This is a genomic window from Devosia sp. Z6_126 (genome assembly GCF_058133495.1).
Genome location: NZ_JBYUNO010000002.1, coordinates 534879 through 560169 on the forward strand (window position 1 = coordinate 534879; position 25291 = coordinate 560169).

Here is a 25291-nt window from a genome sequence, read left to right on the forward strand (position 1 = left end):
GGGTGGCTTGTCAGCAGGACTCGTCCCTCGCGCTGTTTCAGGAATTCGCCGTTGTCCCGTCCAAGTTCGCTTGATCCACTGTTTCGCTCGCTCCACGCGATCAAGGGCGTCGGCGACAAGCTGGCGGCTTTGTTGTCGCGCTTTTTCGGGGCGCCGGAGGGGCAGGAAGCGATCGCGCTCGATATCCTAATGCATATGCCTTCGGGCGTCGTGGACCGCTCCCGACAAGTAGGTATTGCCGAGGCCTATCTCAACCAGATCGTCACCTTGCGCCTTCACATCGACCGGCACCAGCCCCCGCCGCGAGGCAAGCCGCATGTGCCGCACCGGGTATTTGCCCATGACCAGACCGGGGATGTGCAACTGGTATTCTTTCGCGCCCAAGGCGGCTGGGTGGAAAAGGCGCTGCCCGTGGGTGAGGAGCGCTTCGTTTCCGGGCAGATCGGGTTTTTTAACGGCGAAAAGCAGATCACCCATCCCGACTATATCGTGGAAGCCGACAAGTTCGACACGCTGCCGCTGGTCGAACCGGTGTACCCCCTCACCAATGGGCTGAGTTCCAAGGCGCTGGCCAAGCTGGTGCGGCAAGTGGTGGAAACGGTGCCGGCGCTGCCGGAGTGGATCGATGATGCCACGATAGCCGGGCGGCTCTGGCCCAGCTTTGGCGAGGCAATGCGCGCGGTGCATCTGCCCGCCAACCCGGCTGAAGCGGAATTATGGTCCCCTGCCCGCATGCGGCTGGCTTATGACGAGTATCTCGCGGGCCAGCTGACGCTGCAACTGATCCGCTCCAGCATGGTCGCCGCGCATGGGGTGGCACGCCAGTTCACCGGCGAGATCACCGAGAAGGTCACCGCCGCCCTGCCCTTTTCGCTGACCGAAGGCCAGCAACTGGCAGTACAGGATATTCGCGCGGACCTCGCCAAGCCCGAGCGCATGTCGCGGCTGCTCCAGGGTGATGTGGGCGCGGGCAAGACGGTGGTGGCGCTGATGGCCATGGCGGCGGCGGCGGAAAGCGGCGCCCAGTCGGCGATGATGGCACCGACCGAGCTTCTGGCGAACCAGCATTTCCGCACCCTCAAGCCGCTCTGCGAGGCGGCGGGGCTGGGATGTGAGCTGTTGACGGGCAAGATGCCGGCTGGAGAGCGGCGGGCCATCCTCGCCCGGATCGCAAGCGGCGAGACGACTATTGTCGTCGGCACGCATGCCTTGTTCCAGTCGGGGGTGGTGTTCCACGATCTTGGACTGACCGTGGTGGACGAGCAGCATCGCTTTGGCGTGCACCAGCGGCTCGCCCTGTCCGACAAGGGGCGCCACACCGATCTGCTGGTGATGACGGCGACGCCGATTCCGCGCACGCTGGTGCTCACCCATTTCGGCGACATGGCGGCGAGCGTGCTGCGGCAAAAGCCCAAGGGGCGGCAGCCGATCGACACCGCTGTGCTCCCGATCAAGGATTACGGGCGGGTGGTGGCACGGCTCCAGGCGCGACTGGCCGAAGGGGCACAGGCCTTCTGGGTTTGCCCGCTGGTGGAGGAAAGCGAACATCTCGAGGTCGTGGCGGCCGAAGACCGGTTTGCCGAGCTGCGCAAGGTGTTCGGCGATCAGGTGGCGCTGGTGCATGGCCGCATGAGCGCGGCAGCAAAAGACGAGGTGATGAGCCGCTTTGCCGCCAATGAACTCAAGCTCCTAATCGCAACGACGGTGATCGAGGTGGGCGTCGATGTGCCCAATGCCAGCATCATGATCATCGAGCATGCCGAGCGGTTTGGGTTGGCGCAATTGCACCAGCTGCGCGGGCGCGTGGGGCGGGGCTCGCAACGCTCGGCTTGCCTCTTGCTCTACAAGGAGCCACTGAGCGACACGGCACGCGCGCGGCTCGATACGATCAAGAGCACGGAAGACGGCTTCGAGATCGCCGAGCGGGACCTGGAATTGCGGGGGCAAGGCGATGTGCTGGGCACGCGGCAATCAGGCATGCCGGGTTATCGCCTGGCGGTGCCCGATGTGCACCGCCACCTGCTGGATTTTGCCCATGAGGATGCCAAGGCGGCGCTGGCGGCCAATCCTGGACTTGTCGGTGAGCGCGGCGAGGCACTGCGCACCCTGCTCTACGTGTTCCGCAAGGATCAGGCGATCCAGCTGATCCGGGCGGGCTAGCCTTATTCCACCGTTACCGACTTGGCGAGGTTGCGGGGCTGGTCCACATCGGTGCCCATGAATACGGCGGTGTGATAGGCCAGCAGTTGCACGGGAATACAGGCGAGGATTGGCGCGACGAAGCCGTCGACATGCGGAATCTCGATGATGTCGGCCACGCCGTGACCGACAGTTTTGGCGCCCTCCGCATCGGTGATCAGAATGATCTTGCCGCCGCGGGCCGCTACTTCCTGCATGTTGCTCAGGGTCTTGTCGACCAGCTCGTCCGACGGGGCGACGACGATCACCGGCATGTCCTCATCAACCAGGGCAATGGGGCCGTGCTTGAGCTCGCCTGCCGCATAACCTTCGGCGTGGATGTAGCTGATTTCCTTGAGCTTGAGCGCGCCTTCCATGGCGATAGGGAACATGGGACCGCGCCCGAGATAAAGCACGTCCTTAGCCTTGGAGAGACGCTTGGCAATGTCGTTGATCTGCCCTTCGGCAGCCAGGGCGTGCGAGACGGCGGCAGGCAAGCTGATCAGGGCGCGCACGAGCTCGGCTTCACGGTCGGCGCTGAGCACGCCACGGGCACGGCCGGCGGCGATGGCAAGGCTCGCTAGCGCGGTCAGTTGCGCGGTCAGCGCCTTGGTGGAAGCCACGCCGATTTCGGGGCCGCAGAGGATGGGGAACACCACGCCCGATTCCCGCGCGATAGTGGATTCCAGCGTGTTGACCAGCGAGGCGACATGCTGGCCCTCACGTGCGCAATAGCGCAAGGCGGCCAGCGTGTCGGCGGTTTCACCGGACTGGGAGATGAAGAGGGAGAGCCCGCCCTGCTCCAGCGGTGGTTCGCGATAGCGGAACTCGGACGCCACATCGATGTCGACCGGCAGGCGGGCAAAGCGCTCGAACCAGTATTTGGCGACGGCCCCCGCGAGATAAGCCGTGCCGCAGGCGCTGATGGTGAGGCGGGTCAGGTCAGCGAAGCTGAACGGCAGGGTTTCGCGCAAGGAGACCGCTTCGGCGCCCATATCCACATAGTGGCTGAGCGTGTGGGAGATGGTTTCGGGCTGCTCGTAGATCTCCTTGGCCATGAAGTGGCGGTGATTGCCCTTGTCGACCAGGAGCGCAGAAGTTTGGGAAATCTGCTGCTCGCGCTGCACAATGGCGTCGCGCCCGTCGCGGATGGTGACGCCCTCAGGAGTGATCACGGCCCAATCGCCGTCTTCGAGATAAGTCAGGCGCGAGGTGAAAGGCGCCAGCGCCATGGCGTCGGAGCCCAGATACATTTCGGTCGTGCCATAGCCGATGGCGAGGGGCGCGCCGTGCCGCGCGGCGATCAGCAGGCCGTCGCGATCCTTGAACAGGAAGGCCAGCGCAAAGGCACCGCGCAGCTGCTTGAGCGTGCGCGCTACCGCCAATTCAGGATCGGCACCATTGTCCAGCTCGCGGCTGGTCCAGAGCGCCACCGACTCCGTGTCGGTCTGGGTTTTGGGCAAATAGCCGTCCTTGGCGAGATCGGCCAGCAATTCGCGAAAGTTCTCGATAATGCCGTTATGGACCACCGCGACGCGGTCGGTGGCATGGGGATGGGCATTTTGCTCGGTGGGTGCACCATGCGTGGCCCAGCGGGTGTGGCCGATGCCAATCCGCCCACCTAGGGGCTCAAAGGCGAGCTTTTGCGCGAGATTGCCGAGCTTGCCTTCCGCTCGCCGCCGGGTGATCGCACCCGCTTCCAGGGTGGCGACGCCGGCGCTGTCATAGCCGCGGTATTCGAGGCGTTTCAGCGCATCCACGAGCCGGGTGGCGACGGGTTCGCTGCCGACAATGCCGACAATGCCGCACATGCTATTTTCCCTTTGCCCCTTTTTTGGCGAGCGCCTGCTCGCGCAGCCGCGGCGCATAGCCGGGCTTGTTTTCCTGACGGGCGCGGCCAAAGGCCAGCGCCTCTGCGGGCACGTCCTCGGTGATGACGCTCCCCGAGGCCGTGTAGGCGCCATTGCCGATGGTGACGGGGGCCACCAGGGAGGCGTTGGAGCCGATAAAGGCATTGTCGCCGATCACCGTCTTGTCCTTGTTCACCCCGTCATAATTGCAGGTGATTGTGCCCGCTCCGATATTGGTGTTGGCCCCAATCTCCGCGTCTCCTAGATAGCTAAGATGGCCAGCCTTGGTGCCTGGGCCGATCCGCGATTTCTTGACCTCGACGAAATTGCCGAGATGAACCTTTTCCCCGATCTCGGCGCCGCCGCGAATGCGAGCAAACGGGCCAATGCTGGCGCCCTCGGCAATCACCGCATCCTCGATGTCACAGAAGGCGCGGATTTCCACATTACTGGCGATCTTGACCCCGGGGCCGAAGACCACATTGGGGAAGATCGTAACGTCCTGGGCGATCTCGGTGTCGTAGGAGAACCAGACGCTGTCGGGATCGCGCAGCGTAACGCCGGCCCGCATGAAATCGTCGCGGCGTACCTGCTGGAACAGCTTTTCCGCATGCGCCAACTGGCGGCGATCATTAACGCCCATAACGTCGTTTTCCGGCGCCACACCGAAACCGACGCGTTTGCCGGCCTTGTTGGCCAGCTCCACCAGATCGGTCAGGTAGAACTCACCCTGGGCATTGTTGGTCTCGACCTTGTCGATGAGGTCGCGGAACACTTCAGCCCGGAACGCCAGGATGCAGGCATTGCAGAGGCCGATGCGGCGCTCTTCTTCCGTCGCATCCTTGTGCTCGCGGATCGCGACCAGCTGATCGCCCTCAGTGATGAAACGGCCGTAGCCAGTGGGGTCGGCGGGCTCAAAGCCCAAAACGGCCACGTCGAGCCCGGCATCAAGGCGATCTAGCACGAGGCGGAAGTTTTCTCCGCGCAACAGCGGGTGGTCGCCATACACCACGGCAACATAGCCTTCGGCGCTGTTGAACAATTCGCGCGCCATTGAGGCGGCGTGTGCGGTACCCCGGGGCACGTCTTGCTGGAAATGAGTGACTTCAGGATCGATGCGCGACACCGCATCGCGGATCGACTGGTGTCGCGGCCCGGTGACAAGCGCCATCCGCTGGGATCCGGCCGCACGGGCGGCGCGCACCACATGGCCGACTACGGGCAATCCCCCCACGGGGTGTAGAACCTTCGGGATTGCCGAGCGCATTCGGGTCCCCTCGCCCGCCGCAAGAATGATCGAAAGCAGTTCAGTCATGATCGTCTTCTCCGGACCGCGTTGTTGGGAACACGCGTTGGCAGGAAATTATGGCAGGCAAGCGTTGGCGAAGCGATAACAGCGCCGCAGTGCTAAGCTCCATTAACCGCGCGATTCGGCGGGCGGCAAGAGGGCTGAAGTGGCTAACCCTTCCGGGCATTTTCGGCAATCGGACGTAACACGCTGGGCTATCATAGCCCTGGTGTGCAGCGCCCTGGCCGTATTGGCCGCGAATGTGTCGGCCCTGTTGCCCCCTAGCGTGCTCAACGGCCTGCATAAATCGCGGCTTGGGGGCGCCAGTCTCGAGCAGTTGCAGGACCAGGTTGCTGAGCTCAATTCCGAGACCGTGCGGCTGCGCCGCGACAATGGAACGCTGTTGAACCGCTTTGCCCTGCAAGAGCAAGCGGACCGCCAAACAGTTCAGCGCGTTGGGGCACTTGAGGTCAGCGTGCCCAATCTCCTCGAAGCTCTGCCGGCAGGATTGGGCATTGATCGCGAGGCGGTCACTGCCTCGGTAGGGGAGGATGGAAGCGTTGTAGAGGAAGCCCAAGGCGGCTCAGTGCGCATCCGGCGAACCCCGCTCCCGGCGCTGCCGAGTTTATCGCCCAACCAACCCTTGCCGGAGCCGCTCGGCGTCCAGCAAGCCGCCACGGGCGAGGGGTCGGCGTTCGGCGTGGCTGTGGGGGATGCGATCGCGCCTGCCGAAGCAAACGCCGCCTGGCGCGAACTGCAAGATAAGGTGGGACCGCTGTTGCTCGGCCTTGTTCCGCTGCTGGGACAGCAAGCGGGGAGCGAACAGGAGCGCATCATTGCGGGTCCGATGGGCGAAGAAGGCGAGGCAGCGGCGCTGTGCGCTCGTCTGCAACAGGTATCCATTGCCTGTTCACCGGCACCATATCGCGGTACAGGTTTGTGATTGCGGTTGACAGCGGGCAGCCACTGACTATGTTCCGCCGCAACGCCGCAAGGCGTCCCCTTTGGTTTGTGCCGGTAGCTCAGTGGTAGAGCATTCGACTTTTAATCGAATGGTCGAGGGTTCGACCCCCTCCCGGCATACCATCTTTCTTATCCACGTCACTTATATGCTGAGTTAAGCTCGGTGTGCATAGCCGAAGGGCTAGGCGCAATGTGTTTGGCGCGCGTGGACGTGCTCATTGAACGGAGGCGTGCGTGGCGACGATGTATCTGGTGCAGGCGTTCAAGCAGGTCGGCAAAAAGCTCGTGGCCGAGCCGGTGCAGCAGGTCAAGAGCGAGGACAAGGCCTTGTTGACAGCCGAACGGCTGGCCCCTTCACGCGCTGGGGTCATTGCGTTTTCCCAAGAAGTCGACATCGAAACCGACACCTATGACGAGCCCCGCGTGCTGGTTCGGCTCGGCACCCTGCCCCCGGGGTTGCTTGAAGGCTAAGTGTTTTGGCAGCCTTGATTTGCGGCGCAGGAAACTTGAACGCTCGTTTCCCGTTGTGTCGACAACAAGCAGAAAGGCATGTGCATGAACAGGCGTGTGATCGGGGCGATCATTGTTGTTGTGGTTATCATTGCGGTGGCAACATTGGTGTTTACCGGTGTGAACCAGGCTCCCAGCGGCGGCGCGGGAAATACTGAACTCGAAAATGTCGAAGCCGGCGAATCCGAAGGCCCCTCCAATCCCGGTGGCCAGTAGCGGCAGCCTACCAGAGCCGCGCTTTACCTCGCGGTGAGATTCGGCTGCTAGAGCTGGGCGGGTATTGATCGGCACTTCGATCAGCATCCCTCCATCAGCCGGACTTCTCCGTGTCGCAGGAAAATATCGAACTGATCAAAGTCTGGGTGGCGACGGCGCTGGTTTTCGCCGTCGGCACCCTGGTCATGCTGTATGTCATCCTGCTGCTGAGGCGCTACGGCGGCGACCTGCCACTCATCGGCAACCTGCCCCTCGCGTCTCCTCCTGGAATGGTGCCGCTGCTGGCGGACCCACGGCTGTTCGTGATCCTGGTCGCGGCCCATGTCAGTGCCAGCGGCGTGGCCCTGTTGCTGGCGAGCCAGACGATCGATCTGGCCCTTTTGATCGCGGCGAAGGCCATGACGGTGCTGATCGTGGCCCTGCTTGGTTGCTGGGCCGGGCAGACGGCCTATGAGCAACTCACGTACGGCGCGGCGATATCCACAGCTGGGCTACTGCCAATGGCGATTGCGCTAGCTGCATTCGCCGCGCTGTCGACAATTCTCAGCATGGCGTCGCTGCGAGCGCTGGGCAATCTGCGGTTTCTGGTGGCAATTGCTGCTATCCTCGCTGCCCCGATGATCCTGAACGCCGTATAGGCTCAGGCGGCCAGCGTCACCACCAGCGCACCGCGGGGCGTGGCTACCACTGTATGCTCATATTGCACGCAGGGGGCCGACGGTTTGCTGACCAGCGTCCATTCGTCGTCTTCGGATTTCTGCTCCGCCCAGCGGCCACCGAGCGACAGGAAAGGCTCGATGGTGAACACCAAGCCATTGGTGATGCGGCGGCGTTCGGAGCGGTCCGGCCAGGTGGCGATTTCACCGGGTTCGTCGTGCAGGCTATCACCCACGCCGTGGCTGGCGAGATTGCGGATCAGGGTGTAGCCGCCTTTCTTCGCGAACTTGCCGATGGCATTGCCGATCTCGTTGAACCCGGCGCCGGGCTTGACGGTGCGGATGCCGGCCCACATCGCCTTCTTGCCGTCGCGGCAAAGGGCATCGAGCCGGGCGTCCCCCTTGCCCAGCACGAAGGACGCGCCAGTATCGGCAAAAACGCCGTTCTTTTCGGCCGAGACGTCGATATTGACGAGGTCGCCCTCGCGCAGCACGCGGTTGCCCGGGATGCCGTGGGCGATTTCCTCGTTGACGGAAATGCAGGTGGCGCCGGGGAACTCATAGGTGATCTCGGGTGCCGAGCGCGCGCCGTGCTCGGTGAGAACGGCGCGGCCGATATCGTCGAGCTCAGCCGTGGTCATGCCCGGCCGCATCGCCGAACTCATAGCGTCGCGGGTGATGGCGCAGATCCGCCCGATCTCCTTGAGGGCTTGCAGCTGCTCTTCGGTGCTGACGGTCATGCCGGTCCGCCCTTGTTGGCGTGGAAATAGGCGAGCAGGCCTCGGGTTGAGCTGTCATGGTCCTCGGCGCCGCTGGTGCCCTCTACCTTGGGCAGCAGGGCCTTGGCGAGTTGCTTGCCGAGCTCGACGCCCCACTGGTCATAGGAGTTGACGTTCCAGATCACACCTTGGGTGAAGACCTTGTGCTCGTAAAGAGCGACGAGCGAGCCCAACATTTCGGGGGTGAGCTGGGGATAAAAAAGGGTGTTGGACGGTCTATTGCCCGGGAAAACCTTGTGGGCAGCCAAAGACTTGATGGCTTTTTTGTCGAGGCCCTGTGCCTTGAGTTCAGCCACAACCTCTTCTTCGGTCTTGCCCAGCATCAGCGCTTCGGACTGCGCCAGCACATTGGCGACGAGCTTGGCGTGGTGGGGCGGCATGGACTCGTGTGGGCGGGCAGCGACGAGGAAGTCGGCGGGCACGACATCGGTGCCCTGGTGGATCAGCTGGTAAAAGGCGTGCTGGCCGTTGGTGCCGGGCTCACCCCAAACGATGGGGCCGGTGGACCACGCCACGGGCTTGCCGCTGAGGGTCACCGACTTGCCATTGGATTCCATATCTTGCTGCTGCAGATAGGCGGGAAAGCGTGACAGGCGCTGGTCATAGGGCAAGACGGCGTGAGTGGAGAAGCCCCAGACATTGCGGTACCAAACACCCAGCAAGCCCATGATAACAGGCAGGTTTTTCTCAAGCGGGGCGGAGAGGAAGTGCTGGTCCATGGCGTCGGCCCCGCGCAGAAAGGCCGAGAAATTGTCGTATCCGACCGCTAGAGCAATGGGCAGGCCGATGGCCGACCAGACGGAATAACGACCGCCGACCCAGTCCCAGAAGCCAAAGATGCGATCCTCCCGGATGCCGAAGGCGGCGCAGGCGGGGATGTTGGTGGAAACGGCGGCGAAGTGGCTGGGGACGGCTTCCTCGCCCAGCGATTCGGCCAGCCATTTGCGGGCGGAGCCTGCATTGGTCATGGTCTCGTCGGTGGTAAAGGTCTTGGAGGCAACGATAAAAAGCGTTGTCCCCGGGTTGAGGCGCTTGAGCGTGTCGTGAATATGGGCGCCATCGACATTGGAGACGTAGTGCGCGCGCAAGTCGGGACGGGTATAGGGCTCGAGCGCGAGGGTCACCATGGCGGGGCCGAGGTCGGAGCCGCCGATACCGATATTGACGACATCGGTGAATTGCTCGCCGGTATGGCTGCGGATCTCGCCGGAGCGGATGGCGTCGGTGTAGGTCTTGATGGCCGCAAGCACTGCGCGCACGTCCGGCATGACGTCCTTGCCATCGACAGGAACAGGCCTATCCCCTTGATATCGCAGGGCCATGTGCATGACCGCGCGGTTCTCAGTGAGGTTGATATGCTCGCCCTCGCACATCTGGGTGCGGCGCTCTTCGAGGCCGGCGGCGCGGGCGAGGTCGAAGAGCGCGGCCATGGCTTCTTCGTCGATGCGGTTCTTGCTGTAGTCGAGCAGCAGGTCGCCCGCACGGGCGGAAAAGCGCTCAAAGCGGTTGGGATCCTCGGCGAATTGCAGCCGCATGGGCTGGGTTTCAAGCCGCTTGCGATGCTTGCCGAGATCGGTGAAGCTGGCCTTGCGCCCTGATTTCGCCATGAAGATGAACCCTTTCTGAACGTCAAATAACCTGCAGATCGCCCGCAGCCCAAGCAGCGCGAGTTTCGGCGGCAAAATCGGCGAACCGACCCGCCTCGATTGCCGCGCGAGCACCACTGACCAGTTCTTGATAGTAGGCCAGATTGATCTGCGAAAGGATCATGGCCCCCAAAATTTCCTCCGTCCGCACCAGATGGTGAAGATAGGCTCTGCTCCAGCGGCGGCAATTGCGGTTGGGAGACTGCTCGTCGATGGGACGAGGGTCATCCTTGTGGCGGGCATTCTTGAGATTGATGACGCCAAAGCGCGTGTAGACATGGCCGTGGCGGCCGGCGCGGGTGGGATGGACGCAATCGAACATATCGATGCCCCGGCCGATGGCGCCCAGGATGTCGTCGGGCTTGCCGACGCCCATCAGATAGCGTGGACGGTCGGTGGGCAGTTCGGGGGTGATTTCGTCGAGGACGCGGAACATCACTTCCTGCGGCTCGCCGACGGCGAGGCCGCCGACGGCGTAACCGTCAAAGCCGATGCTGCGCAGCCCCGCGGCGGAGCGGGAGCGCAGCTCGGGGGAGTCGCCGCCCTGCACAATGCCGAAGAGGGCGCGGTTGGCCTGGTTGTTGAAGGCGGTCTTGGAGCGGTCGGCCCAGCGCAGGGACAGCTCCATGGCGCGTTCCATCTCCTTGTACTCGGCGGGCAGCGCAATGCACTCGTCGAGCTGCATGATGATGTCGCTATCGAGCAGCGTCTGGATCTCGATCGAGCGCTCGGGGGTGAGCTGGTGGGCGGAGCCATCGATATGGGATTTGAAGGTGACGCCCTGTTCAGTCAGCTTGCGCAGCTGGGCCAGCGACATGACCTGGAAGCCACCGCTATCGGTAAGGATGGGGCGCTGCCAATCCATGAAGTCGTGCAAACCACCCAGCGCGGCCACGCGCTCGGCGCCGGGGCGCAGCATCAGGTGATAGGTGTTGCCCAGCAAAATATCGGCGCCGGTTTCCCGAACCTGATCGGGATACATGGCTTTGACGGTGCCGACGGTGCCCACGGGCATGAAGGCGGGTGTCTGGATGTCGCCGCGGGGCGTGTCGATGCGGCCCCGGCGGGCGGCGCCGTCGGTGGCAGCAAGGGTGAAGGTGACCTGTTTCATGGCGCTGGGTTGTAGTGGGTTGAACTGCGAGTGGGAAGAGCCCGTCGTCGTGCCACGCCCTCGTGGTTCGAGGGTCGCTGCGCTCCCGCCTCACCATGAGGGCTACGGAAGCTGAAGACCACGGGGTTCAAAATTCCCGAGTGCCCTTAGGGTGAGGCGCTAATTCTGTACGAGCCTGCAGCAGGAGGGGCGTGGAACTCGGGCGAGCACTATTGCGCTCGCAGCAGCAGCGATGAGTCGCCGTAGGAATAAAAGCGATAGTCGCTCTCGATGGCGTGCCGGTAAGCGGCCTGCATGGTGTCAAGCCCGCTAAAGGCGCTGACCAGCATGAAGAGGGTCGATTTGGGCAGGTGGAAGTTGGTCATCAGCAGATCTACGCAGCGGAACTGAAAGCCCGGGGTGATGAAGATATCGGTATCGCCCACAAAGGGGGCCAGCGTGCCGGTGGGACGGGCGGCGGATTCGAGGAGGCGCAGGCTTGTGGTGCCTACGGCAACCACGCGGCCGCCGGCGCGCTTGGCCGCGAGGATGCGCTCGACGGTCGGGGCGTCGATCTCGCCCCATTCGGCATGCATCACATGGTCTTTGGTGTCTTCCGCCTTCATCGGCAGGAAGGTGCCGGCGCCGACATGGAGGGTGACGGGCTCGATGGTGACGCCCCTGGCCTGGAGCCGGTCGAGCAGGTCCTGGGTGAAATGGAGCCCGGCGGTGGGGGCGGCGACGGCGCCATCCTCGGCGGCATAAATCGTCTGGTAGTCGGTCTTGTCGCGCTCCTCGAGCGCGCGCTTGGCGCCGATATAGGGGGGCAGCGGCATGGCGCCGTGGGACTTGATGGCTTCATCGAGCGCGGCGCCGCTTTGGGCAAAGCGGAGGATGATTTCGCCGCCATCGCCCTTGCCCGCAACGGTGGCGCGGAGCGGCTCGGTTTGGCCGTTGCCCAGCTCGAGCTGGTCGCCGAGGGTGAGGCGCTTGGCGGGGCGGGCGAAGGCGCGCCAGGTGCTGGCATCGTCGCGCTTGTGGAGGTTGAAGGACACGCTTGCGCGGCTCTCGCCCCGGATGCGGGTGCCGCGCAGTTCGGCGGGCAGGACGCGGGTGTCGTTGACGACGAGGACATCGCCGGGGTGGAGGAGGTTAAGCAGATCGGGGATGTGGCGGTCGGAAAGGCCGTGCTGCGGGTCCACGACCAGCAGGCGCGCGGAGTCGCGGGGTTCGGCTGGGTGGAGGGCGATGGAGCTTTCAGGGAGCTCGAAGTCAAAATCGGAAACGCGCATGCGGGGGGATTAGCATGGGGGTGGGGGGGGCGGAAGGGTGTTGGGCGTCGCGGGGGTGCCACAGGAACCCGGTTCGCGGGACGGCCGGCACCCCACCCTCCATCCCTCCCCTCAAGGGGGAGGGAGGATGAGCACTGAGGGTGGTGGGTGGGGGAACGTCCTGTTTGTGATGGGGCAAACCTCAACACCGAACTTGCCGCACGGCCTGAACCCCCACCCTTGATCCCTCCCCTCAAGGGGGAGGGAGACGATGGCACTGAGATAGGTGCTTGTGCCGCTATCGGCATCAGAGGGATCGGTGCAACAGCACGGCGACCCCCTCCCCTCCCTCCCCTCAAGGGGGAGAGAGGGCAAGAGCACCGAGGGTGGTACTTGGGGCTGGAAGCGAGGCTGCAGACACAAAAACGGGCGCCCTGGTGGGGCGCCCGTAGAAGTTGGTCGAGAAGAAATGCCTTAGGCGGCGATGTCGGCGGCGACTTTGACGGAGTTCATCTTGTCGGGGTTCTGGACGGGTTCGCCGCGCTTGATCTGGTCGACGTTTTCCATGCCGGAAATGACCTGGCCCCAAACGGTGTATTGCTTGTTGAGGAAGGACGCGTCGTCAAAGCAGATGAAGAACTGCGAATTGGCGCTGTCGGGGCTCTGGGCGCGGGCCATGGAAACCGTGCCGCGGACATGCGGCTCGTTGTTGAATTCCTGCTTGAGGTCCGGGTACTTGGAGCCGCCGGTGCCAGTGCCGCGCGGGCAGCCGGTCTGGGCCATGAAGCCGTCGATCACGCGGTGAAAGACGATGCCGTCGTAAAAGCCTTCACGCACGAGCTTCTTGATGTGGGCGACGTGGTTGGGGGCGAGGTCCGGGCGCATCTGGATAACGACTTCGCCCTTGGTGGTGTCAATGACGAGGGTGTTTTCGGGATCGGCGTAATCGGCCATGGTTTTCGCTTTCGTTGATTGATGGGGCGGGATGTAAGGGCATTGGGCGGCGGGTGCAACCGCTGGGGGCGGTTCACCCGGCGCTGCCGTGGTGATGGGTCTCAGGATGGATCCCGGCTCGAAGCCGGGATGACATTGCGTGCGTGGAGGCCCGAAGGGTCAGCCCGGTTCGAGTTACTTATATTCGATCTTGGCTTCGACGATCTTGTCGGGGTTCTCGACCTGGCCATTAGCCGACTTCGGGCCTTTTTCGAGGGCATCCACGGCTTCCATGCCGGAAACGACCTTGCCGAACACGGTGTATTGCCCGTCAAGAAACGAGGCATCGCCGGTGGTGATGAAGAACTGGGAATTGAAGGAATTGGGGTTCTGCGAGCGGGCAGCGCCGACAACGCCGCGGCCAAAGCTTTCGCTGTTGAACTCGGCTTCGACATCGGGCAGTTCCGAGCCGCCCATACCGGTGCCGGTCGGATCGCCGGTCTGGGCCATGAAGCCCTCGATCACGCGGTGAAAGACGAGGCCATTGTAGAAGCCCTCATTGGTCAGGCTGACCACGCGCTCGACATGCTTGGGCGCAATCTCGGGCAGCAGTTCGATATCGACTACGCCATCTTCGAGCGTCAGCAGCAGGTGCGGGGTGCCGCTGGGCGTTTCCTGGGCAAAGGCGGGAGCCGCGCCGAAGGCGAGAGTGGCAAGCGCCAGGGCGCTGAACAGGCGGCGGGTCGGGCGAAAAGCATTGGTCATCTGGATTGCAGAGCCTTGAGCACAATGGGAGGAACAAAGGCGGCGATATCGCCACCCATTTCGGCAATTTGCCGCACCAATGTGGCCGAGATGTGCCGCACGGGCGGGCTGGAGGGCAGGAAGACGGTCTGCAGATCGGGCGCCATCTGGGCGTTCATGCCCACCATCTGCATCTCGTAATTGTAGTCGGTGGTGTCGCGCAGGCCGCGGATGATGAGCTTGGCGCCGTGTTCGCGGGCGGCATTGACCATGAGGCCGGAGAAATCAACGACACGAAACTCGGTATCGGTGCGCTTGCCGATGGGCGCGAGCACCTGGTTGAGCAAGGCCAGTCGGTCGGCATGGGCAAAGAGCGGCGACTTCTTGCCCGGATTGATGCCAACGGCGACAACCAGGGTATCGACGAGCTTGCAGGCGCGCTCGATCACATCGAGATGGCCATTGGTCACCGGGTCAAACGATCCGGGATAAAACCCTACCAGCCTGCTCATGCGCCCCTCCCCCAGTTTTGCGGTGTTTGTGTCACGGGCGGGGGCGGAGTGCAAGAATGACGAGGCCGGCAAAGGCGAGCAGAAGCAGCACGCAGGCGCCGGCAATAAACGCAGCGGCGTTGCCCCAAAGGGTGGCGATGAAGCTGCCGAAAAATGGCCCGGACAGCATGATGGCGGTGGTAACGGCCTCACCCGCGGCCGACACGCGGGCGATGCGGTCGGGCGGAGTTTCAGTCTGGATGATCGTGCGATAGGGCACGAGCATGAAAGCCGTGGAGCCGCCCATAACCGCCATCAGCGCGAGGTAAGCCGGGAGCGGCAGGCACAGTTCGAGCGCGGCGCCAAGGCCGAGCGCACCGACCGCCAGCCCAGCTATGAGCGCGCCGCTGATCATGCTGGCGAGCGGGTTCTCCGGAGGCATCCGGGCGGCCAGCACGGCCCCCAACAACCCGCCAAGGCCGGAACAAGCCAGCGAGAAACCCAGGGCGGATGGTCCATAACCGAGATCATCGAGCAGCAGGGCAATAAAGGTGTCGTAGAGAAAGAACGCGAAGAACGCGATGGCGGAGAACACCAAGGCGGTCAGCAAGAGGCGGCTGCGGCCGAACTCGCTGACTCCGGCGAGGAGCGCCACCGAGAAGCGTTCCGGGGTGGTGGTGGGCTGGCGCGAGGCGAGTTGCAGCGGGAGCACGAGAAGCGCGGCAAGAAGTGAGAAGCCGGCATTGACGGCAAAGACGCCCTGGGGCGAGAGCGCAGTCAGCAAGAGCCCGCCCAAGGCCGGCCCGAGGATCTTGGAGCCCTGGTTGATGGCGTGGTGGAGGGCATTGGCATGCGGCAGGAGGTCGGCCGGGGTGGAGGCCTGAATGGCGGACTGGCGGGCGGGATTGAAGGCAGAGTCGATGCAGCCGCGGACGAAGACCAAAAGGAGCACAACTGCCGTGTTCGGGGCGATCAGGAGGGCTGAGGTGGCGAGGGCGCGGGCGAGATTGCTCCAGAACAGGACGCGCCGGAGCGGCAGGCGATCCACATAGATGGCCAGCACCGGCCCGGCAGTGAGATAGGGGAGCGCCAGGCAAAGCGCAAAAAGGGCGAGTGCGAGTGGGCCTTGCTGCCAGGTAAAGACGAGGAGCGCCACCACTGCGGCGTAATCGAGCCAGTCGGCGAAGTCGGCAGGCAGGCTCGCGAGCGCCAGCCAGCGGGGGGCAGGCAGCGCCAGGAGTGTTCGATACCCCGGCGCTGCCCGCATGTTTGGTTATTCGCCCGAGGGGGCGATGGCGTCGCTGCCGTCGACTTCGCCGGGGTCGTCGCCTTCGGGCTCGCTGATGCGTTCCACGGAAACGACCTTTTCACCCGCGCCGGTCGAGAAGATGCGCACGCCCTTGGAGGCGCGGCTCGAGAAGCGGATGCCGTCGACCGGGACGCGGATCAGTTGACCGCGATCGGACACGAGCATGAGCTGATCGCTTTCCTCCACTGGGAAGGACGCAACGAGATGGCCGATCTCGTCGAGCTTGCTTTGGTCGGTGGCGCGGATGCCCTTGCCGCCGCGGTTGGACAGGCGGAAATCGTAGGAAGACGAGATCTTGCCGAAGCCCTTTTCGTTGACGGTCAGGACGAACTGCTGGGCGGCGTCCATTTCGGCGTAGCGCTCGACGGACAGTGCGGTGACGCCCACATCCTCTTCGCTGTCCTCGCTGCCGGTGAGCTCGACCTCGGCCTCTTCACCGGTCGCGGCACGGCGATTGGCGCCGTATTGCTTGATGAAGGTGTTGCGCTCGGCCGGGGTGGCCTCGAAGTGGCGCAGGATCGACATGGAGATGACGGTATCGCCCTCGCCCAGCTGCACGCCGCGCACGCCGGTGGAATCGCGGCCCTTGAACACGCGCACATCATTGATGCCGAAGCGGATGGCCCGGCCCAGTGCGGTGGTGAGCATGATGTCGTCGGTGGCGCTGGCGGTTTCGACCGAGACGATGCGGTCGCCCTCGTCGAGCTTCATGGCGATCTTGCCGTTGCGGTTGACCGAGGTGAAATCGGCCAGCGAGTTGCGGCGCACCGTGCCGCGCGAGGTCGCGAACATGATGTCGAGATCGGACCAGGTGGCCTCGTCCTCGGGCAGCGGCAGGATGGAGGTGACGCGTTCGCCCTGCTCGAGCGGCAGGATGTTGATCAGCGCCTTGCCGCGGGCATTGGCGGCTGCGAGGGGCAGGCGCCAGACCTTGAGCTTATAGGCGATGCCGCGCGAGGTGAAGAACAGCACCGGAGTGTGGGTGCTGGCGACAAAGAGGCGCGAAACGAAATCCTCGTCGCGGGTCTGCATGCCCGAGCGGCCCTTGCCGCCGCGGCGCTGGGCCCGGTAGGTCGAAAGCGGCACGCGCTTGATGTAGCCGCCATGGGAAACGGTGACGACCATGTCTTCGCGCGCGATCAGGTCCTCGTCGTCGAAATCGGCGAGGCTGTCGGCGATTTCGGTGCGGCGCGGGGTGCCGAACTGGTCGCGGATGGCAACCAGTTCGTCGCGGATGATCTCGATCACGCGCTCGCGCGAGCGCAGGATATCGAGGTAATCGCTGATCTCGGCGCCAAGGCCGTTGAGTTCTTCGCCGATTTCGTCGCGGCCAAGGGCGGTGAGGCGGGCGAGGCGCAGCTCGAGGATGGCGCGGGCTTGTTCCTCGCTGAGGTTGAAGGTGCCGTCCTCGTTGATGCGGTGGCGTGGATCATCGATCAGCGCGATGAGCGGGGCTACATCGGCAGCCGGCCAGCGGCGGGTCATCAACTGCTCGCGCGCGGTCGCGGGATCGGGCGCCGTGCGGATCAGGGCGATGACTTCGTCGATATTGGCGACGGCGACGGCCAGACCAACCAGGATATGGGCGCGGTCACGGGCCTTGTTGAGGAGGAACCGGGCGCGGCGCGTCACGACTTCATGGCGGAAGGCGATAAAGGCCTCAAGGATTTCCTTGAGGGTCATCAGCTGCGGCTTGCCACCATTGAGGGCGACGAAGTTGCAGCCAAACGAGGATTGCAGCTGGGTGTAGCGGTAGAGCTGGTTGAGCACGACGTCGGGCAGCGCGTCGCGCTTGATCTCGACCACGACGCGCATGCCTTCGCGGCTGGACTCGTCGCGCATGTCGGAGATGCCTTCGATGCGCTTGTCGCGCACGAGTTCGGCGATCTTTTCCACCAGCGTCGCCTTGTTCACCTGATAGGGCAACTCGGTGATGATGATGGCTTCGCGTTCCTTGCGCACTTCCTCGATGGCGACGCGTCCGCGCACCAGAACCGAGCCGCGGCCCGTTTCATAGGCGGCGCGAATGCCGGCACGGCCTAGGATGATGCCGCCGGTCGGGAAATCGGGGCCGGGCAGAACTTCGAGCAGGTCGTCGACCGTGGCCTCGCCATTGTCGAGCAGGATCAGCGCGGCGTTGATGGTCTCGGCCAGGTTGTGCGTCGGGATATTGGTGGCCATGCCCACCGCAATACCGCCGCCGCCATTGACCAGCATATTGGGGAAGCGGGCCGGCAGCACGGAAGGCTCGCGCTCGGAGCCGTCATAGTTGTCGCGGAAATCGACGGTGTCCTTGTCGAGATCGTCGAGCATGCTGTTGGTGATGCGCTGCATGCGCACTTCGGTGTAACGCATTGCGGCGGGCATATCGCCGTCCACCGAGCCGAAATTGCCCTGCCCTTCCACCAGCAGCTGGCCCATGGAAAAATCCTGGGCCATGCGCACCAGCGCCATGTAAACGGACTGATCGCCGTGCGGGTGGTATTTACCGATAACGTCGCCGACCACGCGGGCCGACTTGCGATAGGGCTTGTTCCACTCGTAGCCATTCTCGCTCATCGAGAACAGGATGCGCCGGTGCACGGGCTTTAGGCCGTCGCGCACGTCGGGCAAGGCCCGACTCACGATCACGCTCATGGCGTAATCGAGATAGGATTTGCGCATCTCGTCGGTGATGGAGATGAGGGCGATATCGTCGGAGGGCGGGGGCGCGCCGGTTCCGGTGTCGGGCGTATCGGTCACGGTATCGATTCGGGTTGATTCAGCTGAGTAGTAAATAGGTGATTTCGCGCGAAATTACCAATCGCTGCGGTGGGACCCCTTGTCGCCGGGCCTTGATAAGGTGGGGGGCGGTATAAGGCGGGTGCCTTCTTACAAGTCCGCTGCGCGCTCATTAAGTCTGGGGCGAGGGCCAAGTGCCGGGCGGCACCTGCCTCACGCCCGAACAAGGAGCACGATAATGAGCCGTTTTGCCGACAAAACACTGCTGGTAACCGGGGCCGGTGGCCAGTTGGGCCGGCTGGTGGTGGAGGAATTGCTGGCCAAGGGGGCGCGGCGGATCATTGCGGGCTCCCGCGAGCCAGGCAAGCTGGCGGAATTCGAAGGTCGCGAGGTCGAGTTGCGGCAAATCGACTTCGATGACCCCGATCTCGCCGCCAAGCTGGACGGCGTCGAGCGCATGCTGATGATCAGCACCGTCGCGGCCAACCGGGCCGAGCAGCAGAGCGCAGCCGTGCAAGCGGCCCGGAGCGCTGGCGTGCAGCACATCATCTATACTTCAGCCCCCAATCCCCGGCCGAACGCCAGCGGCGGGGGCATTGCCGATCATTACTGGACCGAGCAGGCGGTGGCGGCATCAGGGCTCGAGTTCACTGTGCTGCGCAATCACATCTATGCCGAGGCGGTGCTGATGGGCGCCGGGGGTGCGCTGCAATCGGGGCAGATGTTCGATGCCACGGCGGGCAAGGGCCGCGCTTATGTGAGCCGGGCCGACTGCGCCCGCACCGCGGCGGGCGCGTTGCTCGAGGCGCAAGGGCAGAACATTTTCGATGTGACCGGCCCTGCCCCGGTGACCCAGGAAGAAGTTGCGCGTCTGCTCAGCGAGCTGTCCGGCAAGAGCATTGCCCGGATCGGGGTGACGCCCGAGCAGTTGCTCGAAGGCATGCTGGCAGCGGGCCTGCCGCCCTTCATGGCCAATCTGCTGGTGGCGTTTGACCGCGATGCTGCCGAGGGTCACCACGCCATTGTTGCCGACACGGTGGAGCGGTTTACCGGCCGCGCGCCGCAACACCTGCACGCGGTGCTGGCCCTGCACCGCGAGAGTCTGGCAAGTTAAGCCAGCGCTTTTCCAAGCACACACCAACAACATTGCGCCCAGCACTACAGTGGCTGCTGGACGCAACTGCCGCAAAGCCGTAGAAATCGCGCCAATTCGTCGCCTTATACGTGGAGACCGGGTGTCTTGGCCTTTTCTGCTTTGCTCCAGCGCGCCCTGGCCCGGGTGACGCATGACCGCTCCATCGGCTTTGGGCTTGAACATATCGGTTTGACCACACTGCGCTATCCGCTGGCGGTGGCGCTTGCCGTGCTGGCGATTACGGCCCTGGCGTTCAGCCAGATTCCACGCGCCAATGTGGATGGGGACCTACTGCGGGTGTTTGCCGATTCCGGCGAGCATTACGACGCCTATCAGCGGCTGTCGGAGAATTTCGGCACCTTTGAAAACGACATCTATGTGCTGGTGACCTCGCCTCGCCTGACCGATCCGGAAGTGCTCGAGCGGGTGCGCGAGCTGGCCTTCGAGATGGAGCTGAGCGAATACGCAGTGGGCACGATGTCGCCCTTTACGCTGCGCAAGCCTGATGGCGGCGGCGGCTCGGTGCCGGCAGTGCCTGAAGGGATGACTGATCCGGCGGAGGTTGCGGCGGCGCTGAGCGAGCTGCAGCAGAACGACCCGATGATGCGCAACCTGATCACACCCGATTTGTCGGGCGTGGTGCTGATCATGTTCCCCAACCGCGATGCGGTGCAGGAAAACGGGGAAAAGGCGATGATCGCCTCCCTGCGCGAAACCATCGCCCTTTACCAGGACGCTGACATCCAGGTGGAGCTGACCGGCCCCCCGGTCTGGACCACGGAAATGCTGAACGCGGCGGTCAGCGACCAGCTCAAGTTCACCGTCTGGGGCTTTGGGCTGGGGTCGCTGATCGCGCTCCTCGCGCTGCGCTCGCTGCCGGGAGCCATTCTCGTTGCCGCGACGCCGTTTGTGGCAGTGATGTGGACGATGGGAATCATCCTGCTGTTTTTCGGCTCGTTCTCGTTCCTCACCATCCTGGTGACGACGCTGGTGCTGGTGATCTCGTTCGCCGAATCCATGTTCTTTGTTTTCAACTGGCTAGCCTTTTGGCGCGACGACGGGATGGAGCCCAACAAGGCGGTGGATGCCACGGTCAAGCTGGTGGGGCCGGCCGCGGCGTTGACCATGCTAACGACACTGGTGAGCTTTGCGTCGTTGTCGCTGACCCCAGGCCAGGGCGTGCGCGAGTTTTCGATCGCGGGGGCGATCGGCTCGTTCCTGCTGTTTGTGTGCCTGATGACCTTCATGCCGCTAATGCTCAAGCTCTCGCTGCGGCTCGGTTTCAAGGCACCCAAGCGCTCGAGCCTGGTGCTGACGGCTCCCCTGCCCCTGAGCTGGTTTCTGGCCCGGCGCTATGGACGACTGGTTTCAATCGTCGCCATCGCGGTCACGCTCGTTCTGTTCGTCCCCTACTTCCTGATCAAGCCGCATTTTGCCTTCGAGGATTTCACCGCGCGCGAATCCAGCGCGATCACCGCGGCGCAGCAGATCGACCAGGGCGTGGGAGGGGTGGCGCCGCTTTATGTGCGGGTGCCGCTGCAGCAGAACGATCCCAATGTCGCGCCCGAGGATTTCGAGACGATCGGGCGCGTGCACGAGATCATGGAAGCCCACCTAGGGGAGAACAAGGTCATCTCCGCCGCGAGCCTGACCAATTACACCGAAGCGGGCTTTACGCGCGAAGAGGTGTTTGAGGCCGTGGGCCCGTTCATGAAGCGGCGCTTCATCAATGACGACGGCTCCCAGGCGCTGGTGACCGGGTTTATGCCGACGATCCTTGATTCGGATTCCCTCAAGGACCTCGTCACCGATGTGACGGCGGAACTGAGGGCGGCGGGGATCGAGGGCGCTGAAATCGGCGGGTTCCGGGTGATGACGACCTTTGCCACCGACCAGATCGTGAGCGGGCTGCAGCTCGACCTGACGTTGTCGGTGCTGGTCAATCTGGGGCTGATCGGCTTTGCCTTCCAGAGCTTCCGGGTGGCGCTGGCTTCGGCCATTCCCAACCTCTTTCCCGTGCTGGGGACGGAGGCGTGGCTGTATTTCTCGGGCGCCGGGCTGCAACTGACCACGGTGATTGCGCTGACCATCGCCTTTGGCATCGCGGTGGACGACACCGTGCATTTCCTGTCGCATTATCTGCATGCGCGACGAGAGGAAGGCATGGAGCACCTGGCGGCGGTCAAGCACACGCTGGACCGGATCGGCGGGGCGATCGTGGCGACGACGATCATCCTCTGCGCCGGGGTGGTGATCGTGACCTTTTCGGAGCTGCCGCAGGTGGCGCTGTTCGGCAAGCTGTTCGTATCGACGCTGGCCTTTGCCGTGATCGGGGATTTGTTCATCCTGCCGGCCTTGCTGGCCGCGGGCGGCAAGTTCTTTCACCCGCTGGGCAAGATCAAGGTGCGCATGGCCGATCATGAGTCGACGCCCGATGATCCGAGCGGAGAAGCGGCCTCGCGCGGCGCGGCGCCGTCCTCGATCGTGTCGTAGCGAGGGGCTCGCTGGCGTGGGATGCGGGTTGTTCACATTGTGGCGAATTTTGCCGCGCGGCAGCAGGGTTTTGCTAAGCTCGGCGCAGTCGCCGGGGGGCAGTTTTCCATTCGGAGGGTTAGGATGAACTATTTCGGGCCTGTGGCGCGTGCCCTGGCATTCGCGGGTCTTGCCTTGTCTGGCGTTGTTGGTGCGGCGCCGGCCTTTGCCGCGCCGGCCGACGTGGCCCTGCTCCAATCCTATATCGGGGATTGGCGCGGCCGCGGCACGCTAACCGGGGATCGCTCGGAAACCGTGGTGTGCCGGCTCAAGGTCAGCACCGGCAATAGCGACAAGGTCAATTATAGCGGGCGCTGCACGCTAGCCGGCAAGGTGCTCTCGATCAATGGCACGCTCGCCTATGTGGACGCGCAGCGGCGGTTCGAGGCGGCGATGACCTCCAACGCCGCTTTTTCGGGCATTGCCGTGGGGCAAAAGCGCGGCAAGGGACTGCTGTTCAACCTGCGCGAACGCGACCAGGACGAAGAAGGCAAGGAATACGATATCTCGGCCGATATCGCGCTCGACCAGGACGAGATCACGGTGGGCTTCAACGTGGTTTATGTTGAAACCGGCGAAAGCATCCGCGCCAATGTGCCGTTCAGCAAATAGTCTTTGAGCCATCGGATGACTGCAAGGGGCGGCCGGGTGGTCGCCCTTTCGTATGTGCTCCGGCGTCATTGGGCGGTGTAGCCACCATCCAGCGCGTAAACCCCGCCAGTGGCGAAGGCGCTGCGCGGGGACAGCAGGAAGAGGATGAACTCGGCGACTTCGTCGGGTTCGGCCAGCCGCCCCATCGGGTGGCTTTGGCGGAACAGGGTCAGCGCATCTTCGCCGGCGGCGAGCACTTTGGGCGTGGCCACATAGCCGGGTGCGACGGCGTTGACGCGAATGCCGGCGTTGGCGAGCTCCAGAGCAGCGCTGCGAGTAAGACCTACGACGCCGTGCTTGGCGGCAGTATAGGCAGCCATGCCGGGAATGCCGACCACGCCATTAGCCGAGGACATGTTGACAATGGCCCCAGTGCCAGCCGCCGCAAGCGCCGGGACCTGGTATTTGAGGCAATGGAACATGCCGGTGAGATCGGTGGCGATGACTTCGGCCCAAACCGCCGGATCGTAATCGGCAATGGGGGTTGGCGCGGGTCCGGTGATGCCGACACAGTTGACGCAAAGCTCGAGGCGGCCGAACGCCGCTGCGGCCTGCGCCACCATGCGCTCGACGGCAGCGGGGTCCCGCACGTCGCAGGGCGCGGCAACGATGCCCGGCAGTTCGCGCTGCAGGCGCTGCGCCTGTTCGAGCGTGTGCACGCCACCAAACACCCGCGCTCCCGCCCGGTACAGGGCCCGAGCCGTCGCTTCCCCGATGCCCGAGCCGGCCCCGGTGACCAGGGCGGTTTTATCCGCAAACTCACTCATCTCCGTGCCTCCTGATTGATTGCTGCTGGCGGTTTAAGGGCCGCGCGGGACAAGTCTTGTCAGGAGGGCGCGAATTGGCGCCGCCAGCGTGCGCGCGCGGCCAAGTGGTGGCAGATTGGTGATCGGCTGAGAGGAGGACGCGGATGACGGTGCCAAACGAATACCGGCGGGCTTCGGCTGAGTTCGATGCGTTGCTGGCGGCAATTGCCGAGCAAGCGGGTCTGACGACGCGGCATCAGGCCTATACTATGCTGCAGGGGGTGTTGCTGGCGTTCCGGCGACGGTTGACGCTCGAGGAAGGGATCGTGTTCGTGCAGATCCTGCCGCCAATGCTGCGGGCGCTGTTTGTAATGGACTGGGACCCCCTCGCCGCTCCCGCTCCGGTGCTGGACCGCGCGGCCTGGCGCCGGGAGGTACGGGAGTTGCGGCCCAACCATAATATCTCGCCCCCGAGCGCGATCGAGGATGTGGCGACGGTGCTGTGGCGCAGCATGGATCAATCGAGCTTTGCCGAGTGCCTCGACAAGTTGCCCCCGTTCGCCCGGGAGTTCTGGGGGCCGGCCGGCAGCCGAGACCTCAGTTCTGCATCTGGATCTGCTGGCCCTTGATCAGCGGATAGGCGGCAAGCGCGGAGCCGTCGAGGTCCTCCTTGCGCATGTCGACCCCCGTGACCTGGCTGTTCTCGTAGGTCGTGTAGTAATAGATGCCCTTGTCGGTGTTGCAGCACGACGAGTAGATGGTGATCTCGTATTTGCCGTTGCCGACGTCCACGCAGCCGCGCTGCTGGGCCACCGACTCCAAGATCTTGAAGAACTGGCTGATCGATTCCGACTCGGAGTCGCCCGAAATCGCGTTCAGCTTGGTGAAGGCGGCCTTGACGAAGCGGGAGGACGAGGACAGATCGCCGGGCAATCCGATCGCGCCCATGCCGCGGCTGTAGACGTCGAAGCTGAGCTGGTCCGAGAAATGCGGCTCGGGCGGATTGCGCGACAGGTGCATGAAGTTGTTGAGGTTGAAGGACTGGATGTCAAAGGTCGGGTTATTGGTGAGCACGCCGATAGGGTTGTCGTAGACCTTCAAGCCGTCGCGCACCGACTCCACAGTGATGGACTTCTCGCGGTCCGAGATGATCCAGTGCAGCGGCGAGAGCGGGAAGGCCTCGCTAAACGAGATATCGACAAGGTTGAACGCGCGCAGCTCGTCCTTGACCTGGTCCACCGTTTCGAACTTGCCCAGGATCCAGGGGATGAACTCGAAGGGCGTGATATTGGTCTGGCCGGGGGCTTCGGGCTTGTAGTCGGCATTGCCGGGGAAATTGAGCCCCGCCATGCTGAGCCCCTTCTCGTTGGTCGCGTCGTAGTACAGCGGATAGCCATCCGAGATGGTCGCCATGCCGATGATGGCGTGGTGCGTGTCGAGCCTGGGCATTCTGCGGAACTCGAAGGGGAAGTTGCGCGGCGTAACCGTGACGGTCTCGTTATAGGAGAATTCCAGATCGAGATTGCGGCCGAAATAATGGTCTTTGGTGGTGTAGTTGGCGCCGGTGCACATCTGCCGATCT

Annotated in this window: 22 protein-coding genes and 1 tRNA gene; 10 read left to right on the forward strand and 13 right to left on the reverse strand. The window is 63.8% G+C overall.

Going from position 1 to position 25291, the window contains the following annotated elements; translation table 11 throughout:
- Window positions 1–51 precede the first annotated feature (51 nt).
- The gene (recG, locus tag AC3YOG_RS09540) at window positions 52–2160 is read left to right on the forward strand and encodes an ATP-dependent DNA helicase RecG (protein WP_489934876.1); all 2109 of its coding nucleotides are present in this window, start codon (window positions 52–54) and stop codon (window positions 2158–2160) included.
- 2 nt (window positions 2161–2162) lie between these two features.
- Here the strand turns inward: recG and glmS are convergent, their stop codons facing one another.
- Both glmS and glmU read right to left on the reverse strand, forming a co-directional pair.
- Window positions 2163–3989, reverse strand: a complete 1827-nt coding sequence (gene glmS / locus AC3YOG_RS09545) for a glutamine--fructose-6-phosphate transaminase (isomerizing) (protein ID WP_489934877.1) — start codon at window positions 3987–3989, stop codon at window positions 2163–2165.
- Window position 3990: 1 nt separating this feature from the next.
- The gene (gene glmU, locus AC3YOG_RS09550) at window positions 3991–5343 is read right to left on the reverse strand and encodes a bifunctional UDP-N-acetylglucosamine diphosphorylase/glucosamine-1-phosphate N-acetyltransferase GlmU (RefSeq protein ID WP_489934878.1); all 1353 of its coding nucleotides are present in this window, start codon (window positions 5341–5343) and stop codon (window positions 3991–3993) included.
- Between the two features lie 139 nt (window positions 5344–5482).
- Here glmU and AC3YOG_RS09555 point away from each other — a divergent pair, with 139 nt between their 5' ends.
- The 5 genes from AC3YOG_RS09555 to AC3YOG_RS09575 all read left to right on the forward strand — a co-directional run bounded on the left by AC3YOG_RS09555 (window position 5483) and on the right by AC3YOG_RS09575 (window position 7643).
- Complete coding sequence (locus AC3YOG_RS09555) at window positions 5483–6259, forward strand: hypothetical protein (RefSeq protein ID WP_489934879.1); 777 nt, start codon at window positions 5483–5485, stop codon at window positions 6257–6259.
- A 68-nt stretch (window positions 6260–6327) separates the two neighbouring features.
- Window positions 6328–6402, forward strand: a tRNA-Lys gene (locus AC3YOG_RS09560).
- A 120-nt stretch (window positions 6403–6522) separates the two neighbouring features.
- On the forward strand, window positions 6523–6750 hold the full coding sequence (locus tag AC3YOG_RS09565; RefSeq protein WP_172124907.1) for a hypothetical protein: 228 nt from the start codon (window positions 6523–6525) through the stop codon (window positions 6748–6750).
- An 84-nt stretch (window positions 6751–6834) separates the two neighbouring features.
- Window positions 6835–7005, forward strand: a complete 171-nt coding sequence (locus AC3YOG_RS09570; protein ID WP_164854774.1) for a hypothetical protein — start codon at window positions 6835–6837, stop codon at window positions 7003–7005.
- Between the two features lie 110 nt (window positions 7006–7115).
- Window positions 7116–7643 (forward strand): hypothetical protein, encoded by a 528-nt coding sequence (locus tag AC3YOG_RS09575; protein ID WP_489934880.1) that lies wholly within the window; start codon window positions 7116–7118, stop codon window positions 7641–7643.
- A 2-nt stretch (window positions 7644–7645) separates the two neighbouring features.
- Here AC3YOG_RS09575 and map read toward each other — a convergent pair whose 3' ends face one another.
- The 9 genes from map to gyrA all read right to left on the reverse strand — a co-directional run bounded on the left by map (window position 7646) and on the right by gyrA (window position 18666).
- On the reverse strand, window positions 7646–8401 hold the full coding sequence (gene map / locus AC3YOG_RS09580; RefSeq protein ID WP_489934881.1) for a type I methionyl aminopeptidase: 756 nt from the start codon (window positions 8399–8401) through the stop codon (window positions 7646–7648).
- Window positions 8398–10047, reverse strand: a complete 1650-nt coding sequence (gene pgi, locus AC3YOG_RS09585) for a glucose-6-phosphate isomerase (RefSeq protein ID WP_489934882.1) — start codon at window positions 10045–10047, stop codon at window positions 8398–8400. The genes map and pgi overlap by 4 nt, the downstream gene beginning before the upstream one ends.
- 22 nt (window positions 10048–10069) lie before the next feature.
- Window positions 10070–11197, reverse strand: a complete 1128-nt coding sequence (gene tgt, locus AC3YOG_RS09590; RefSeq protein ID WP_489934883.1) for a tRNA guanosine(34) transglycosylase Tgt — start codon at window positions 11195–11197, stop codon at window positions 10070–10072.
- A 209-nt stretch (window positions 11198–11406) separates the two neighbouring features.
- Entirely contained in the window at window positions 11407–12468 is a 1062-nt protein-coding gene (queA, locus tag AC3YOG_RS09595; protein ID WP_489934884.1) for a tRNA preQ1(34) S-adenosylmethionine ribosyltransferase-isomerase QueA, read from the reverse strand.
- A 453-nt stretch (window positions 12469–12921) separates the two neighbouring features.
- On the reverse strand, window positions 12922–13401 hold the full coding sequence (locus AC3YOG_RS09600; protein ID WP_172122980.1) for a peptidylprolyl isomerase: 480 nt from the start codon (window positions 13399–13401) through the stop codon (window positions 12922–12924).
- Between the two features lie 174 nt (window positions 13402–13575).
- Window positions 13576–14145, reverse strand: coding sequence for a peptidylprolyl isomerase (locus AC3YOG_RS09605; protein WP_489934885.1), 570 nt, complete (start codon window positions 14143–14145; stop codon window positions 13576–13578).
- The gene (gene coaD / locus AC3YOG_RS09610) at window positions 14142–14636 is read right to left on the reverse strand and encodes a pantetheine-phosphate adenylyltransferase (protein ID WP_127752640.1); all 495 of its coding nucleotides are present in this window, start codon (window positions 14634–14636) and stop codon (window positions 14142–14144) included. Before coaD ends, AC3YOG_RS09605 begins: the two co-directional genes overlap by 4 nt.
- A 31-nt stretch (window positions 14637–14667) precedes the next feature.
- Window positions 14668–15882 (reverse strand): MFS transporter, encoded by a 1215-nt coding sequence (locus AC3YOG_RS09615; RefSeq protein WP_489934886.1) that lies wholly within the window; start codon window positions 15880–15882, stop codon window positions 14668–14670.
- 6 nt (window positions 15883–15888) lie between these two features.
- A complete protein-coding gene (gene gyrA, locus AC3YOG_RS09620; protein WP_489934887.1) occupies window positions 15889–18666 on the reverse strand; it encodes a DNA gyrase subunit A in 2778 nt (925 codons plus the stop codon).
- A gap of 217 nt (window positions 18667–18883) precedes the next feature.
- On the opposite strand from gyrA, the gene AC3YOG_RS09625 reads away from it, so the two are divergent.
- From AC3YOG_RS09625 to AC3YOG_RS09635, 3 genes are all read left to right on the forward strand, one after another.
- Window positions 18884–19759, forward strand: a complete 876-nt coding sequence (locus AC3YOG_RS09625; protein ID WP_489934888.1) for an SDR family oxidoreductase — start codon at window positions 18884–18886, stop codon at window positions 19757–19759.
- A 126-nt stretch (window positions 19760–19885) separates the two neighbouring features.
- On the forward strand, window positions 19886–22273 hold the full coding sequence (locus AC3YOG_RS09630; protein WP_489934889.1) for an efflux RND transporter permease subunit: 2388 nt from the start codon (window positions 19886–19888) through the stop codon (window positions 22271–22273).
- A gap of 123 nt (window positions 22274–22396) precedes the next feature.
- A complete protein-coding gene (locus tag AC3YOG_RS09635; protein ID WP_127752636.1) occupies window positions 22397–22924 on the forward strand; it encodes a hypothetical protein in 528 nt (175 codons plus the stop codon).
- A gap of 65 nt (window positions 22925–22989) precedes the next feature.
- Here AC3YOG_RS09635 and AC3YOG_RS09640 read toward each other — a convergent pair whose 3' ends face one another.
- A complete protein-coding gene (locus tag AC3YOG_RS09640; protein WP_489934890.1) occupies window positions 22990–23730 on the reverse strand; it encodes an SDR family NAD(P)-dependent oxidoreductase in 741 nt (246 codons plus the stop codon).
- Window positions 23731–23873: 143 nt separating this feature from the next.
- Between AC3YOG_RS09640 and AC3YOG_RS09645 the strand changes: the two genes are divergently transcribed.
- Window positions 23874–24338, forward strand: coding sequence for a DUF2267 domain-containing protein (locus AC3YOG_RS09645; protein WP_489934891.1), 465 nt, complete (start codon window positions 23874–23876; stop codon window positions 24336–24338).
- Here the strand turns inward: AC3YOG_RS09645 and bsh are convergent.
- The gene (gene bsh, locus AC3YOG_RS09650; protein WP_489934892.1) at window positions 24307–25281 is read right to left on the reverse strand and encodes a choloylglycine hydrolase; all 975 of its coding nucleotides are present in this window, start codon (window positions 25279–25281) and stop codon (window positions 24307–24309) included. The two genes, AC3YOG_RS09645 and bsh, sit on opposite strands and share 32 nt — an antisense overlap.
- Between the last annotated feature and the right edge of the window lie 10 nt (window positions 25282–25291).

Bases quoted from the DNA above. Each gene is read 5' to 3' on its own strand.
- glmS (WP_489934877.1), bottom strand. From the start codon at position 3,989: ATGTGCGGCATTGTCGGCATTGTCGGCAGCGAACCCGTCGCCACCCGG.
- glmU (WP_489934878.1), bottom strand. From the start codon at position 5,343: ATGACTGAACTGCTTTCGATCATTCTTGCGGCGGGCGAGGGGACCCGA.
- AC3YOG_RS09565 (WP_172124907.1), top strand. From the start codon at position 6,523: ATGTATCTGGTGCAGGCGTTCAAGCAGGTCGGCAAAAAGCTCGTGGCC.
- AC3YOG_RS09570 (WP_164854774.1), top strand. From the start codon at position 6,835: ATGAACAGGCGTGTGATCGGGGCGATCATTGTTGTTGTGGTTATCATT.
- map (WP_489934881.1), bottom strand. From the start codon at position 8,401: ATGACCGTCAGCACCGAAGAGCAGCTGCAAGCCCTCAAGGAGATCGGG.
- pgi (WP_489934882.1), bottom strand. From the start codon at position 10,047: ATGGCGAAATCAGGGCGCAAGGCCAGCTTCACCGATCTCGGCAAGCAT.
- tgt (WP_489934883.1), bottom strand. From the start codon at position 11,197: ATGAAACAGGTCACCTTCACCCTTGCTGCCACCGACGGCGCCGCCCGC.
- queA (WP_489934884.1), bottom strand. From the start codon at position 12,468: ATGCGCGTTTCCGATTTTGACTTCGAGCTCCCTGAAAGCTCCATCGCC.
- AC3YOG_RS09600 (WP_172122980.1), bottom strand. From the start codon at position 13,401: ATGGCCGATTACGCCGATCCCGAAAACACCCTCGTCATTGACACCACC.
- AC3YOG_RS09605 (WP_489934885.1), bottom strand. From the start codon at position 14,145: ATGACCAATGCTTTTCGCCCGACCCGCCGCCTGTTCAGCGCCCTGGCG.
- coaD (WP_127752640.1), bottom strand. From the start codon at position 14,636: ATGAGCAGGCTGGTAGGGTTTTATCCCGGATCGTTTGACCCGGTGACC.
- AC3YOG_RS09615 (WP_489934886.1), bottom strand. From the start codon at position 15,882: ATGCGGGCAGCGCCGGGGTATCGAACACTCCTGGCGCTGCCTGCCCCC.
- AC3YOG_RS09625 (WP_489934888.1), top strand. From the start codon at position 18,884: ATGAGCCGTTTTGCCGACAAAACACTGCTGGTAACCGGGGCCGGTGGC.
- AC3YOG_RS09635 (WP_127752636.1), top strand. From the start codon at position 22,397: ATGAACTATTTCGGGCCTGTGGCGCGTGCCCTGGCATTCGCGGGTCTT.
- AC3YOG_RS09640 (WP_489934890.1), bottom strand. From the start codon at position 23,730: ATGAGTGAGTTTGCGGATAAAACCGCCCTGGTCACCGGGGCCGGCTCG.
- AC3YOG_RS09645 (WP_489934891.1), top strand. From the start codon at position 23,874: ATGACGGTGCCAAACGAATACCGGCGGGCTTCGGCTGAGTTCGATGCG.
- bsh (WP_489934892.1), bottom strand. From the start codon at position 25,281: ATGTGCACCGGCGCCAACTACACCACCAAAGACCATTATTTCGGCCGC.